Raw genomic sequence first — 13,410 nt, 5'->3', positions numbered from 1 at the left:
CAGCACACCTTCTGAGAGGGGGCGTAGCGTCGCCTAAACGCCGGGCGGGCGGCCCTCATTCCTGCACGAAAAGGGGAAGGTTCGAGGGCCGCGCCGCCCCCACCGCCACCGCCCGGCGGTACAACTCGCGCACGGCCCGCTCGCCTTCCTCGCCCACGTCGCGCGAAAAGTCGTTCACATACAGGTCGATGTGCGCCTGCATCACGTCGTCGCCCATCTCCAGCGCGTGCTCCCGGATATAGGCCTTGGGTTCGGCCGGGTGCGCGTAGGCGTACTCCAGGCTCTCCCGCACCGCCGCGTTCAGGCCGCGCTGCACCTCCAGCGGCAGGTCGCGCCGCACCAAGATCGCGCCCAGGGGCAACGGCAATCCCGTCTCGCCCTCCCACCACGCGCCGAGGTCCATCAACTTGACCAGCCCATGCTGCGGGTACGTGAAGCGCGACTCGTGGATGATCAGCCCGGCATCGTACTCGCCCCGCGCCACGGCGGGCATGACCTCGTCGTAGCGCATCGGCGTGAGCTGCACCTCTGGGTAAGCCAGCCGCAGCAACAGGTCGGCGGTCGTGAGGTTGCCCGGCGAGGCGACCCGTCTGCCGTTGAGGTCCCCCAGTTCCTCCCGCGCCACCACCAGCGGCCCCACGCCGCGCCCCAGCGCCCCGCCCGCGCGGAGGGCGACGTAGCGGTCCATCACCTCGAAGTAGGCGCGGTAGCTGATCTTGGTGACGGGGAGGCGGCCCTCCCGCGCCCACTCGTTGAGGGTCTGCACGTCTTCGAGCCGCTCGCGCACCGGCAGCGGCGCCGGGACCCGGCCCGCGTGCAGCGCGTAGAAGATGAAAGTGTCGTTGGGACAGAAGGAGTAGCCGAGGTCGAGGGCGGGAGGAAGGCTCATGGGGTCAGGGTACGCCCGGCGTCCCCAGTGCCTATGCTGACCGCATGACACTTCTGCGCCGGGGGATGCTGGGAACCGTGGCCGGGCTGCTGATCGTGGCGGGTGCGGCCCAGGCGGGGGGCGGGGGAGCGCCGCCTTCCCGGCAGGTGGTGTGCGCTCCCGGCTACGTGCGGCCCGACTTCGCCGCATTGGAGCGGGAACTGGCGGCGGCGCGGGCGCGGTGGGCTGGAGCGCGGCCTCCCACCTACTGGTATGACTTCGAGCAGGTGGCTGCCCCGGTGATGTTCCCGCCCGTGCGGGTGGCCGTCGGGGGCGGCGCGGTGCGGGAGGTCCTCCCGCTGGTCACGGACGGCGGCTCACCGCCTCCGCTGGCCCCCGCCACGGTGGAGGACCGCTTTGAGCAGATCGCGCAGACCCTCATTCTGGTTCGTCGCCAGCCCTGCCCAGTTGTAGAGGCCGAGTACGACCTGAGACTGGGCTACCCCACCCGGCTCTACAGCGGCAGCGGAGAAGCCAATATCGCCGACGGCTGGGGCGAGTGGCGGGTCACCAACTTCTCCCTCCTGGCCGAGGCGCTTCCTGGCAGGCCCTGATCTGCGCTCTGGCGGGGGATGCGGAAGCTCGAACTTCTGGCTGCGGCCTCCACGGGCCACCGGCTCTACTCCACGTCCCGCAGCGCCTCCCGCGCCGCCTGGGCATCCCGCTGAATCTGCGCCTTCAGTTCGTCCAGGCCGCTGAACTTCTGTTCCCCGCGCAATCGGGCGAAGAACTTGACGCCCACCTCCTCGCCGTAGAGGTTCCCGTTGAAATCGAGGAAATGCACCTCGAAACGGCGCTCGGTCCCATTCACGGTGGGGCGGAAGCCCACGTTGGCAACCCCGTGATGGCGCTGCTGATTGCCTGGTCCGCGCTCGGTGATGGCGATGACCGCGTAGACGCCGAGGGGGAGCGCCTTGCCCTCCGGCACCTGAATGTTGGCGGTGGGCCAGCCGAGCTGACGGCCGAGTTTGTCGCCGGGGACCACCACCCCCTGCGCATCGTAGTGGCGACCCAGCAGGCGGCGGGCACCCTCCACGTCGCCCCCGCGCAGGTACTCGCGGATGCGGGTGCTCTTGATGTCATCGCCGCCGAGCTGGTGCATGGGCACCGTCACCACGTCGCGGGTGACCCCGCGCAGGTCATCGACGCCCCCCGCCCGCCCGCGCCCGAAGTGAAAGTCCTCGCCCACCACGAGCGAGCGGGGCCGCAGCGCCCGCAGGTCCTCCAGAAAGGCGTCCTTGGGCCGGGCGGCGAACTCGCGGGTAAAAGGCACGGCGATGGTCTCGTCGATGCCGTAGCGGGCCAGCAGCGCGAGCTTTTCGGGGAGCGTGGACAGGAACTCGACCCCCTGGGTCAGCACGCGGGTGGGCGGGTCAAAGGTGTAGACCACCGTGGGGACCCGGTGCACCCGCCCCCGCTCCTTGAGCTGCGCGAGCAGGGCCTGGTGCCCCAGATGCACCCCGTCGAAGGAGCCGACCGCCACCACCGTCTCGGTGTCGGGGCGCCCACTGGGGGAGACGTAGGTTTTCATGAGCGCCGCTCCGCGAGGCGTTGAAGGCCGTAGAGGGCCGCCGCCACCGTGCTCGCGCTGCCGTGCAGGGTGCCGTCCCTCAGGCCGTCCAAGACCGCGCCCGGCGCCATCCATACGACCTCGATCTCCTCGTCCTCGTCGTGGGGGAGCCTGCTCTCGCGCAGGTTCTCGGCGGCGAACACGTACAGCAGCTCGTCGCAGAAGCCGGGGCTGGAGTAGAAGCGGGTCAGCAGGGTCATCTCGCCATCGAGGCCCACCTCCTCCTGCAACTCGCGGCGGGCGGCCTGCTCGGGCGTCTCGCCCTCGTCGATCAGGCCCGCCGGGGCTTCGAGGGTCACCCCGCCGATGGCCCGCCGGAGTTGGCGCACCAGCAGCATCTCGCCCCGGTCATTCAGCGCCAGCACCGCCACCGCGTCGGCGTGCCGGATGACCTCCCATTTGCCCTCCAGCTTCTCCAGCCGCACGATATGGCCGTCGTAGATGACCTGCGTGTCCCCGCTCCCCGCCCCACCCTCGTTCATGGGGGGCACTCTAGAGCACGGAGGATGCGCCGTTTGGCCGATGGGTCGACCTGGGCCGGAGGGTTAGGGTGCGACCATGATTCGCTCCGCGACCGCGCAGGACGCCGCGCTCCTCGCCCACCTGCACGACCGGGCACGGGCAGACTGGCCCGACTTTTCCCCAGAGTCGCCGGAGGGGGTCGAGTCGGCCATCACCGAGGACGGAATGGAATACCTGCTGCTGGGAGGCCACGCCGCTGCCTGCCTGTATGCGGACAGGGCGAGCGGGTACGGCTTTCTGGACTTCCCCTATGCGGACGCGCCCGATGCTGACGCCCTGGTGCGGGCCGCGCTGGAACGCTTGGCGGGCCTGCGGGTGGAGTGTCCTCTGCCGGGTGAACGGACGTGGGAAGCGCAACTGCTGGCCTCGCATGGCTTCCGCCCTGGGCGCACGCAGCGCCGCATGGTTCACCGTGATCTGGCCGGGGTGGGCGTGCCCGTCCTTCCACCGGATGCCGACCTCGTTCAGCCTAGCCACGACGAAGTTGAAGCCCTGCATGATCTGACGTTCAGAGGGGTTCGCAAGCTGGCCGGGTGGCGCACCGACCCGGAGATCTTTCCTGCTCTCGGCCTGAGAGTGGACGGCAAGCTGGCGGGCTACGCGCTAACCTCCGCCCACGGCGGCTTTTCCTGGCTCTGGGAACTCGCGGTGCACCCGGACTTTCGTCGGCGGGGACTGGGCCGCGCTCTGACCGAGCTGGCACTGGGGCAACTTCGGGAAGCCGGGGCAAGCGAAGTTCACCTGTACGTCAACGACGATCATGACCAGCACGCGCCCACGCTGTACGAGGAGGCAGGCTTTCGCCTCCACCGCTTGACCATCCGCCACTTTCGTCAACCGTAAGGCCGCACGACCTCCCACTCGCCTCCCGCTGCACCGTCACGGCAGCGGTTCCAGCGTCACCTCGGCGGGCAGACTGTCCGGCGCGGGGGCCACCCGGCACTGGTTGCGGCCTCCCTCCTTCGCCGCGTAGAGCGCCCGGTCGGCGGCGAGCAGCACCCGGTCGGGGTCGGTGCCGTGGTCGGGTGCTCCGGCGAGCCCCAGCGACACGGTGACGGGGACCCGCCCGCCGTCCACGGCGACCCCCCGCGCCGCGACCGCCTGCCGCCAGCCCTCGGCCCGCGCGAGGGCGGCGTCCGTCCTCAGGCCCGGCAGCAGCACCACGAATTCCTCGCCCCCGTAGCGGCAGACCGTCTCGCCGGGCGCCACGGCCCCCGCGAGGTGATCCGCCACCGCCCGCAGCACCGCGTCTCCGCCCGCGTGCCCCAGCGAGTCGTTGACCCCCTTGAAGTGGTCGATGTCCAGCAGCACCACGCTGAACGGCTGGCCCCGCAAGGCTTCGAGCGCCCCGCTGAGGTAGCGGCGGTTGTGCAGCCCGGTGAGGGGGTCACGCACGCTCTGCTCGCGCAGCTCGGCTTGCAGGCGCTCGATCTCGGTCAGGCGCACCTGCAACTGCTCATGCGCCTGACGCAGCGCGGCCTCGGCCCGCCGCTGCCGGGTCACGTCGCGCCAGACCACCACCTGCCCCTGCGAGCGCCCCCGCCCGTCGCGCAGGTGCGAGACGCGCACCTCCAGGGCGCGGCCGTCCACGGTCAGCTCGGTCGCGCCCTCGTCCAGCCCCCCGCGGGAGGCCAGGGCCGCACTCCAGTGCTCGAAGACCTCGGCGGCGGGGCGCCCGATGGGGGAGGGCCGCGTGGAGTCCGCGAGGCGCCGGGCGGCCCGGTTGAGGTCCACCACCCGCTCCTGCGCGTCAAGCACCACCACGCCCTCACCCATCTGCTCGACGAGGAGGTGCCGCGCCACCGGCACGAGGTCGAAGAGCCGGAAGCCCAGCAGTCCCCACAGAAAGACCAGCGCCGTCGCCATGAACAGCATGGGCGTGAGGTCGAAATCCGGAAAGGGCCGCCCCCCCAGCACGCTCACGAAATTGACGACCCAGGGGACGCACAGCCCCGCGAGCAGGACCCCGGCCTGCCGCCGATAGACCCCGGACGTGCGGCGCCAGAACTGCCCCAGCGCGAGCGCACTCAGGGCCATCAGCGCGTAGCCGTGCAGCACGACCACCCGGAACCACGGTCCCCCGGCCAGCCGGGTGTGCGCGTCCTGCGTGGCCCCGGCCCCGAACAGCACGCCGCCGGGGTCGCCGAGCAGCAGCAGGCCCCAGGTCACCCCCGGCACCGCGAGCAGCGTGGCCCATTCCAGTGGCCGCAGCGGGCGGCCCGGCTGGGTGAACTCGCGGGTGAGCAGCCACACAAATACGGGCGCCCCCACCACCCCGAAGAAGGTGGCGTCCAGCCAGAACACCGCGCCGGGCGGCACGTTCAGCCAGTGCAGGGCGTAGGTCAGCGTCCACACCGCGAGCGAGAGCAGCAGCAGGGCCAGGGGGGTGGCCCCCGGTGCCTGCCGCCGCCGCCACGCGAACCGCGCCGTGAGCAGCGCGGCGAACGCCGACCCCATCAGCCACGCCGCGAAGGAGGACGCGAGGGCGTCGTTCACGCCCGGTCCCGCCGCCCGCGCAGGCGGCAAGAGGCGCCGCGTCCGGGCGGGCGCGGCAGCCGTCTGGAGGGAGAAAAGGGGGTCATGGGGGGGGTCCCGGTCGGGGGTCAGGCCAGGCAGGGGTCCCGGCTCGCCCCCGAGTATGCCGGACGGCGGCCCCGGCCGGGTACCTCCCGTTGGGGAGGGGGCGCACGTGGCCCCGCCCGCTCTGCCACAATCCCCCCATGTTCACCCGCGCCGACCTGGAGGCCCGCGAGGCGGCGACCCTCGCGCCGTACGCCACCCTCAGCCGCGCCGCGCGGGGCCGCGCCTTTCCCGAACCCGAGAGCGAGACCCGGACCGCCTTTCAGAAGGACCGCGACCGCATCCTGCACACGACCGCTTTTCGGCGGCTGGAATACAAGACGCAGGTCTTCGTCAACGTGTCGCTCAGCGGGGGGCAGGGCGACCACTACCGCACCCGGCTGACCCACACCCTGGAGGTCTCACAGGTCGCCCGCTCGGTGGCCCTGACCCTGGGGCTGAACGAGACGCTGGCGGAAGCCATCGCCCTCGCGCACGACCTCGGGCACCCTCCCTTCGGGCACGCGGGCGAGCGGGCGCTGAACGCACTGATGGAGGGGCACGGAGCCGCTCCCGACAACACGTTTGACCACAACTCGCAGGCCTGCCGCATCGTGACCGTGCTCGAAGACCGTTACCCGGACTTCCGGGGCCTGAACCTCACCCGCGATACCCTCGACGGCCTGAACAAGCACAGCCGGGCGGGACTGGGACCGCCCAGCCTGGAAGCGCAGCTCGTGGACGCCGCCGACGCGCTCGCCTACACCGCCCACGACCTCGACGATGGCCTGCGCAGCGGCCTGATCACGGCCGAGGAGTTGACGGAACTGCCGCTGTGGGCCGAGCTGCTCCGGCGCGTGCCCCCCGCTTCCCCCTCCCTCACCGAGCGCGACCGCCGCACCTTGCACCGCGAACTGCTGGGCTGGCTGATCGACGACCTGACACGGGCGACCCACGCGGCCATCGTGGAGAGCGGCGTGCGGACCCCGGAGGCGGTGCGGGCGCTGCCGGAGCGCCTGGTCACCTACAGCCCCGAGATGCGAGTGCGGCTGCGTGAGACGGGCGAATTCCTGCGCTCGCGGCTCTACCGTCATTGGCGGGTAGAGATGCAGGTCGAGCAGGGCACCCGGCTGCTGACGGGCCTGTTCACGGCGCTGCTGGAGCGGCCCTCCATGCTGCCCCCCGGCGTGCGGGCTCGCGCCGAGGAGGGTGGGTTGCCCCGCGCTGTATGCGACTACGTTTCCGGCATGACCGACCGCTATGCCGCCGAGCTGTACGCGGCGTTGCGGCCCCCGGTGCCGGGGGCAGGCTGGCGTTAACCCTGGGTGGGCGCTGCCACCCGGACCCCCGCCGCTTCCAATGCTCGGCGCAGGTCGCGGGCCAACTCCGCCGCCTCCGCCCCGTCCCCATGCAGGCAGAGGGTCCGGGCGGGCACCCGCACCGCCTCACCCGTGACGGCGGTCACCACGCCCTCCCGTGCCACCCGCACGCCCTGCGCGACGGCCTCGGCGTGGGGCAGCAGCGCCCCCGCCTGACCGCGCGGCCACAGCGAGCCGTCCGGCGCGTAGCCCCGGTCCGCGAAGGCCTCGCCCACCGGTGTCAGCCCCAGGGCCGCCGCCTCGCGCAGCATCACGCTGCCTTCCCCCGCCAGCCCGAAATACAGCGGAATGCCCGAATCTGCCGCCGCCCGCGCAATCGCGCCCGCCAGCGCCGCGTCGCGCACGGCCATGTTGTAGAGCATCCCGTGGGGCTTGACGTGCGCCAGCCGCACCCCCTCCCGCGCCGCGACCGCCTTCAGCGTCTCGATCTGCTCGCGCACGAAGGCCGTGACCTCCTGGGGCGAGAAGTGCATCTCCCGCCGCCCGAAACCCTCGCGGTCGGGAAAGCCGGGGTGCGCCCCCGCCGCCACCCCGTGCCGCGCGGCGAGGCGCAGGCTGCCGCGCATCGTCTCCGCGTCCCCCGCGTGGCCCCCGCAGGCGATGTTGGCGCTGGTGACGAAGGGCATGACCGCCGCCTCGTGCGGGCTGCCTTCGCCCAGGTCGGCGTTGAGGTCCATCACAGGCAGCATCAGAACCGCTCCAAAAACCGTTCGACCACGGCCCGCTCGTCCGCGTTCAGGCCGTAAAGTCCGTATACCACGTCATTCAGTTCAGCCTCACGCGTCTCGATCTCGCCGCGCAATTCGGCCATGCGTGTTCGCCACCCCGCCAGCGTGTCGAGATAAGCCCGCACATCCGCCGTCCGTTCCGGCACGCGCAAGGCCAGCAGTTCGTCCCGCCCCAGGCTGCGCCGTTCGGCCAGAACCTCGCGGACCAGCCGGGCGTGTTCGGTTCCCAGCGTCAGCGTGCCTTTTCCAATCTTCAGGGTGACTTCGCCGGGCTTGCCCAGCAGCCCCCCGTCCATGTCCTGCACCTTACTTGCCTCCAGCTTCTGCGCCAGCCCCGCCGCCTGCGCCATTCCGCCCAGCGCGTCCAGCTCGGGCAGAGTGCCCGCCGCCCGCCTCTCTTCGCTCACGCTGTCGGGAAAGGCCCGCGCCTGCGCTTCCAGCCGCCGCAGTTCCCCCGTACAGGCCGTGAGCTCCCGTGCCAAACGGGAAAGTTGGTCACGTTGGGCTGGGGTGGACGCGGGGATGGGAAGATTGCGGATGTATGCGTCGGCGTAAGAGTAGTACCCTCCGCTGTAGACGATGCCCGATGACTTGATAAAGAAATCGGCTGGATGGCTAGAAAGCAAGGTAGCGAAATAGTTGGTCAAAGCGTCGTCCGACAATTGGACGCCGTAAGCCCCACCCCCTTTTCCGCCAGCTTGGAAAAATCTCCCCATCGTGTCGGAAGCACCCTGGGTCGATCTCCCCAAAAGTTGCATCACGATTTTCCTCCCGGAAGACGCCTCCAAACTCTGAGGCCGGGCCAAGTCATACCACCGCCATTCGTCATCCTTGCCCACCTTGTACTTTCCATTTTCCCGGCCACGGAGTGCCGCTTCGTGGGTGTTCAGGTAGGCCCACAGGTGCGGATAAGCAGCTTCCAGATTGGGAAAGTCGGCGGGATAGCTGCCGAAGACGCGGCGGCCCTCGCCCTTGCCCCTGGGGGTCGTGACGTGATCGCGGTAGCGGGCCGTGGGGATCAGCCGGAAGCCCGTCTCGGTTTCCAGGTACGGAAAGACCACCCACCAGCCCTGCCAGTCCACATGCCAGCGTTCCACGTCCTTGCCGAACAGGAAGGGCCGCAGGGCGTCCTTTTCGATGGTGACGGGTCCGCCGCCACCGCGCGGCTGGAGGGTCAGGAGAGAACCGTCAGCGTTTCTGGCGATCTCCCGCAACACCATGATGTTGTCCGCACTGGTTTGAATCCCTGCAAAGCCGCCGCTGACGGTCGAGGTATACGTTTTCAGGCGGCGGTGGGGTTGCAGGGCGTTGACTTCGGCAGCAGGTGCCGCGACGGTCCCCCTGGTTTGGGCTTCCTGGTCAAAGGCGGCCAGGGTGGCGGCTTGCCGCGCCATCTGAACTTCCGGGTCTACCTGCTGTCCCACGGCGTCTAGTTTCTCGAAGACGGCGCGTTCCTCCGGCGGCATCAGGAACCAGCCCGCAGGGGTAAAATCGCGGCGGCCCGCCTCCAGTTCGCCTGCGCGGGGCGGCGGCACGCTCAACGCGTCGCCCAATTCGCCCAGGTCGGCGGGCTTTCCGGCGCGGAGGTCGGCGTAGGCGTCCCGGATTTGCCGCAGGGCATCGGCGGGATTGATGGGCAGGGTACGTGGGACCAGACGCACGGCGGGAAAAGCGGCGGAGGGTTCGGGCGTGGCGGGGGTGCTCGCCCGTTTCTGGAGACTCAGGACGGCAGGGTAGACCAGCGCCTCCTTGAACAGCTTGCTAGCGTGGTCCTCGTGTGGGGGCTGAAAGGTCGCCGCGCCCATGTTCAGCAGCGAACGCAGGTGCGCCACGCGGGGCAGGTTCGAGCGCAGCAGCCCGGCGTACCCGGCATTCATGAAGCGGTTGGGGAGGATGTACGTGAGCTTGCCGCCGGGTTTGAGCCAGCCGTGCGCTTCCTCGCCCTGGCGGCCCAGCAGGGCACGCTCGATGAAGGGGATGTAGATGTCGAAATTGCCGCTTGTCCAGACGTACATGGTTTCCCAGTAGCGGCGCAGGTTCTCGGGAAGGTTCTGGATGCGGACATAGGGCGGGTTGCCCACCACGTAGTCGTATTTCAGGTAATGCTTGAGAACCAGGCCCAGCATCAGGTCTTCCAGGGTCTTGAGGAAACGCCCGTCGCCGTGCTTTTCCTTGAGTTCCAGCAGCGTCTTCCAGACTTCCCCGGCGTAGGGCGTCAGATACTCGGCCTGTTCTTGCAGGCGCCGTTCCGAGCCCTGACCGCGTGCCAGAAAGGACCGGATGTTCGCGCTGAGGTCGGGGAGGGGTTGCTTGCGGTCGAAGGCCTGAGACCGCAGTTCCACGGCGGCGAACACGGCTTGCAGGGCGCGGAGCCACTCGCGCTCGTTGTCCACCACGCCCCGGCGCTTGGCTTCCTCGACTTGGGGAAAGGTCAGGTGGACCGTGTGCCCGGTCTTCTTGCCTGTGCGGATAGGCAGCTCGATCTGCGCGGTGATGGTGGTGCTGCCGAAATCCAGGCCGTACATGCTCTGACCTTTCTGGCTGCCCTGCGTCAGGGCTTCGCCCTCCAAGTTCTCCTGCCGCAGCGAGTCGGTGCGGATGACGGGCAGCCGTCGCAGCACGAAATCCGGGTCCTGTTTCGCGGCGCGGGCATACAGCGGGACCAGCAGCGCCGCGAAGTTGACCTGCGCCATGATGACCGCGAAGGGATTGATGTCAAAGGCTACCAGAGCGTAATCCTCGGTCAGCCCCCGCAGAGTCTCCACCGGGTCTGCGTCCTGGTTGGCGCCCAGGTAACGCCTCAGCGCCCCGATCAGAAAGGTGCCGCTGCCGGTCGCCGGGTCGAGCAGCCGCTCCTGCCGCCGCCCGGTGTACCCGACCTCATCTAGGATGAAGTTCACCACGGCGGGCGGCGTGTAGAACTCGCCCAGCGCCTTGCGGGTTTCCGGGTCGAAATATTGCTGGTATAGCTCGCCCAGCAAGTCACCTTCCAGCGTGCTGAAATCAAAGCGCAGCAGCGCGAGCAGCAGCCGGGCCAGAGCGTCGGAAAAGGCGGCAGCGGGGCCGGGAGCGGCGGCATGGTCGCGCCACCAGTCGAAGATGTCGGTGGCGTACACGCTGGTAAAGAGGGTGCGGGCGTAGCGGTCGAACAGGTCGCGCACCGCCTCGGGGTACGCCTCGGGAAGGAGCGTTCCCGTGCGGTCATGGACGTGCTGCCCGAGTTGGGTCAGGAGCTGGTCGGCTAGACTGACCCCGCCCGTAATGGCCCCGCCCCCGCTGTGGTCCTGAATGACCTTGGCGAGCATCAGCCGCGCGGCCAGGGCATAGGACGTTTCCAGCGCGAACGAGAAGCGGTACAGGCCCTCGCCGGACGTGTCGTTCAGAGCTTTTGAAGCTTGCCAGAGCTGTGGAATGCGCTTCTCGTCCAGTTCCCGCGCATACACCTTTTTCCAGAACTGGTAACTGCCGCTCACGAACTCGCTTTTGCCCTGCAAATCGGCCAGAAGTTGCGTGGTCGCCTGAACCAGCGTGGCGAAAGGACTGCCCTCTTGCAGGCCGAGCGAGTACAGAAACTGGGTGCTGGGCAGATCGTCGGCGTAACGGAGGGGCAAGCCTTCCTGTTGGGACTCGCGCACCCGCGCTTCCACCTGTGCCCGGTCGAGCGGGTTAAGCGTCTGTTTGGCGAGGGGGACAAAGTCCGTCGCCCGCACCTCGGTCGCCGTCCCAGAGGCCATCTCTGTGAGGGCCTGTCCGTCCCGGCGGTACATGCGAAATCCCGTCCCGTTGGTCAGGATGCCGAAGCGGGCACGCAGGTCACGGACATAACGGGTCAACTGATTCAGATGGTCGGTCAGGTCCTCGCTGGGCCGCTTGACTTCGACCACCACCTGAATGCTGTCGTCGCTGTTGAGCAACAGGGCGTCGGGAATACCGCTTTTGCCCTTGGGCTTGCGCCGAATATCCCGCCCGGTGCGCTCGTAGCCCAGGGCCTCGTAAAACCGGGTTTCCGTCAGGGTGTGCTCGACGGCATCCTCGGTGAAATTGGATTTGACACGCCGCGCGAGTGCGTCCAGCGCGGCATTCAGTTGATCAGCTTCCATGTGTCGCCATCATCTCACGGGTGTTGCGTGCGAGTGGCTTCATCTCTGCTCTGCCCGTACCACCACCGCAGCGCCCCCTCCACCCCGCGTAAAGTTCGTTCCCGTGCCCGCAGCGCGGCGTGGGCCTCTTCCAACGTCACCACCCGGAAACGCACCCGGTCGCCGGGCCGCAGTTGCCCCAGCACCGGACGGTCCACCGCCGCCACGACGAGCGGGGTGGGGTAGCCCCCGTGGGTCCCCGCGTCGGGCAGCAGCAGGATGGGTCGTCCGTCCGGCGGAAGCTGCACCGCCCCCGGCACGTTGGGCAGGCTGACCCGCGTGGGGTCGTGGGGGGCGGGCACCCCCCCCACCAGCCGCACGCCCATGCGGTCGGCCTGCGGACTCACGGTGAAGGAGTGACGGGTCAGCGCCGCCAGCAGCGCCGGGGTCGCCTCCGGGGTGGGCAGCACCCGCAGCGTGACCACCGGGCCGGTCAGCGTCCGGAGGGTGGGGGAGAGAAACGTCCTTGGGGGGGTCACCTCTGGCCGAGTGAACCACCCGAGCTGGTCCCCCCGCCGCAGCGCCCGCCCCTCCAGCCCCCCGAAGCCCGTCTTGAGGTCCGTGGAGCGGCTGCCGAACACCTCGGGCACGTCCAGCCCGCCCCGCAGGGCGAGCACGGCCCGCAGCCCCCGCGCCGGGGCCTCCACATCCAGCGTCGCCCCGGCAGGCACGGCGACCGCCCGCTCCAGGGGAAAGGGCTGGCCGTCCAGCGTGGCCGTGAAAGGGGCACCGCACAGGGCCGCGAGCGCCGCCGCGTGAAAGCGCAGCGACGGCCCCGCCAGGGTCACCTCCAGTCCCGCTGCCCCCGCCGGGTTGCCCACCAGGGCGTTTGCCAGCCGCAGGCTGACCGGGTCCGCCGCGCCGCCCCCCGGCACGCCGAGCGACAAAGCCCGCCGCCCTGCATCCTGCACGGTGGTCTGGAGGCCCGGACGCAGGACCTCAAGCATGAACCGCCACCAACCGCACCCGGTCGCCCGGCCCCCACAGCACCGGCTCCGGCCGTCCCAGATCGAAGAGGAGCACGCCCGTGTGCCCCACGATTCGCCAGCCCCCCGGCGTCTCGCGCGGATACACGCCCGCCCACGGTCCCCCCAGCGCCACGCTGCCCGCCGGAACGCGCTCCCTGGGCGTGGAGAGGCGGGGCATCTGGAGCGGTGGCGGCAACCCGGTCAGAAAGGCGAATCCCGGCGTGAAGCCCAGGAAGGCCACCGTGAGGGTCGCCTCCTCCAGCACCCGGATGAACGCCGACTCGTTCATCCCCACCTGCCCGGCGCACCAGCCCAAATCCGGTCCATCGAACGTGACGGGGAGGAGGTGCAGGCGTCCCGGCGCGGCCTCCACGGAGCGCAACCCCGCCAGCCGCTCGCGCAGGGCCGCCGCGAGCGCCTCTGGACCGGTATGCAGCGGGTCGTAGAGGACCGTCAGCACGTCCAGCGCGGGCACCGTCTCCTGCACGCCGGGCAGGGGCCGCGCCGCGAGGTCCGCCCGCAGCACGGGCGTCAGGGCCGAGCGCACGACCAGAGCGGTGTCCCCCAGCGGGGTGATCTCGGCGGGCGGGCCGGACGTGGGCGGGCCAGACATGCCG

The 13,410-nt window shown here is 70.1% G+C and carries 11 protein-coding genes; 3 read left to right on the top strand and 8 right to left on the bottom strand.

Annotation, left to right across the window (positions count from 1 at the left end):
- Positions 1-55: 55 nt before the first annotated feature.
- A complete protein-coding gene (locus C3K08_RS10520) occupies positions 56-889 on the bottom strand; it encodes a 1,4-dihydroxy-6-naphthoate synthase (protein ID WP_104991263.1) in 834 nt (277 codons plus the stop codon).
- A gap of 44 nt (positions 890-933) precedes the next feature.
- Here C3K08_RS10520 and C3K08_RS10515 point away from each other — a divergent pair, with 44 nt between their 5' ends.
- Entirely contained in the window at positions 934-1,482 is a 549-nt protein-coding gene (locus C3K08_RS10515) for a DUF6174 domain-containing protein (protein WP_104991262.1), read from the top strand.
- A gap of 65 nt (positions 1,483-1,547) precedes the next feature.
- On the opposite strand, the gene ribF is transcribed toward C3K08_RS10515, so the two are convergent.
- Both ribF and C3K08_RS10505 read right to left on the bottom strand, forming a co-directional pair.
- The gene (ribF, locus tag C3K08_RS10510; RefSeq protein ID WP_104991261.1) at positions 1,548-2,459 is read right to left on the bottom strand and encodes a riboflavin biosynthesis protein RibF; all 912 of its coding nucleotides are present in this window, start codon (positions 2,457-2,459) and stop codon (positions 1,548-1,550) included.
- Entirely contained in the window at positions 2,456-2,980 is a 525-nt protein-coding gene (locus C3K08_RS10505) for an NUDIX hydrolase (RefSeq protein ID WP_104991260.1), read from the bottom strand. The genes ribF and C3K08_RS10505 overlap by 4 nt, the downstream gene beginning before the upstream one ends.
- Positions 2,981-3,056: 76 nt before the next feature.
- On the opposite strand from C3K08_RS10505, the gene C3K08_RS10500 reads away from it, so the two are divergent.
- Positions 3,057-3,863, top strand: a complete 807-nt coding sequence (locus C3K08_RS10500; protein ID WP_104991259.1) for a GNAT family N-acetyltransferase — start codon at positions 3,057-3,059, stop codon at positions 3,861-3,863.
- A 36-nt stretch (positions 3,864-3,899) separates the two neighbouring features.
- Here C3K08_RS10500 and C3K08_RS10495 read toward each other — a convergent pair whose 3' ends face one another.
- The gene (locus C3K08_RS10495) at positions 3,900-5,516 is read right to left on the bottom strand and encodes a histidine kinase N-terminal 7TM domain-containing protein (protein ID WP_234009050.1); all 1,617 of its coding nucleotides are present in this window, start codon (positions 5,514-5,516) and stop codon (positions 3,900-3,902) included.
- 224 nt (positions 5,517-5,740) lie between these two features.
- Between C3K08_RS10495 and C3K08_RS10490 the strand changes: the two genes are divergently transcribed.
- On the top strand, positions 5,741-6,898 hold the full coding sequence (locus tag C3K08_RS10490) for a deoxyguanosinetriphosphate triphosphohydrolase (RefSeq protein WP_104991258.1): 1,158 nt from the start codon (positions 5,741-5,743) through the stop codon (positions 6,896-6,898).
- On the opposite strand, the gene pxpA is transcribed toward C3K08_RS10490, so the two are convergent.
- Genes pxpA through C3K08_RS10470 form a run of 4 tightly spaced genes read right to left on the bottom strand, consistent with a single transcriptional unit; the run spans position 6,895 to position 13,406 of the window.
- On the bottom strand, positions 6,895-7,647 hold the full coding sequence (gene pxpA, locus C3K08_RS10485) for a 5-oxoprolinase subunit PxpA (protein WP_104991257.1): 753 nt from the start codon (positions 7,645-7,647) through the stop codon (positions 6,895-6,897). The genes C3K08_RS10490 and pxpA overlap by 4 nt on opposite strands.
- Positions 7,647-11,786: an N-6 DNA methylase gene (locus C3K08_RS18820; protein WP_104991256.1), complete on the bottom strand. Its 4,140-nt coding sequence runs from the start codon at positions 11,784-11,786 to the stop codon at positions 7,647-7,649. Before C3K08_RS18820 ends, pxpA begins: the two co-directional genes overlap by 1 nt.
- Before the next feature lie 14 nt (positions 11,787-11,800).
- Positions 11,801-12,772, bottom strand: coding sequence for a biotin-dependent carboxyltransferase family protein (locus C3K08_RS10475; protein WP_104991255.1), 972 nt, complete (start codon positions 12,770-12,772; stop codon positions 11,801-11,803).
- A complete protein-coding gene (locus C3K08_RS10470) occupies positions 12,765-13,406 on the bottom strand; it encodes an allophanate hydrolase subunit 1 (protein WP_104991254.1) in 642 nt (213 codons plus the stop codon). Before C3K08_RS10470 ends, C3K08_RS10475 begins: the two co-directional genes overlap by 8 nt.
- Positions 13,407-13,410: the final 4 nt, after the last annotated feature.

Origin of the sequence: Deinococcus sp. NW-56 (genome assembly GCF_002953415.1) — a bacterium.
Classification (GTDB): domain Bacteria; phylum Deinococcota; class Deinococci; order Deinococcales; family Deinococcaceae; genus Deinococcus.
Note: the sequence above shows the minus strand (reverse complement) of the source record. Positions and strands in the feature narration are given on the sequence as shown.

What these genes read in the sequence shown, in the direction of transcription:
- C3K08_RS10520 (WP_104991263.1), bottom strand. Translation starts at nt 889, where the DNA reads ATGAGCCTTCCTCCCGCCCTCGACCTCGGCTACTCCTTCTGTCCCAAC.
- C3K08_RS10515 (WP_104991262.1), top strand. Translation starts at nt 934, where the DNA reads ATGACACTTCTGCGCCGGGGGATGCTGGGAACCGTGGCCGGGCTGCTG.
- ribF (WP_104991261.1), bottom strand. Translation starts at nt 2,459, where the DNA reads ATGAAAACCTACGTCTCCCCCAGTGGGCGCCCCGACACCGAGACGGTG.
- C3K08_RS10505 (WP_104991260.1), bottom strand. Translation starts at nt 2,980, where the DNA reads ATGAACGAGGGTGGGGCGGGGAGCGGGGACACGCAGGTCATCTACGAC.
- C3K08_RS10500 (WP_104991259.1), top strand. Translation starts at nt 3,057, where the DNA reads ATGATTCGCTCCGCGACCGCGCAGGACGCCGCGCTCCTCGCCCACCTG.
- C3K08_RS10490 (WP_104991258.1), top strand. Translation starts at nt 5,741, where the DNA reads ATGTTCACCCGCGCCGACCTGGAGGCCCGCGAGGCGGCGACCCTCGCG.
- pxpA (WP_104991257.1), bottom strand. Translation starts at nt 7,647, where the DNA reads ATGCTGCCTGTGATGGACCTCAACGCCGACCTGGGCGAAGGCAGCCCG.
- C3K08_RS18820 (WP_104991256.1), bottom strand. Translation starts at nt 11,786, where the DNA reads ATGGAAGCTGATCAACTGAATGCCGCGCTGGACGCACTCGCGCGGCGT.
- C3K08_RS10475 (WP_104991255.1), bottom strand. Translation starts at nt 12,772, where the DNA reads ATGCTTGAGGTCCTGCGTCCGGGCCTCCAGACCACCGTGCAGGATGCA.
- C3K08_RS10470 (WP_104991254.1), bottom strand. Translation starts at nt 13,406, where the DNA reads ATGTCTGGCCCGCCCACGTCCGGCCCGCCCGCCGAGATCACCCCGCTG.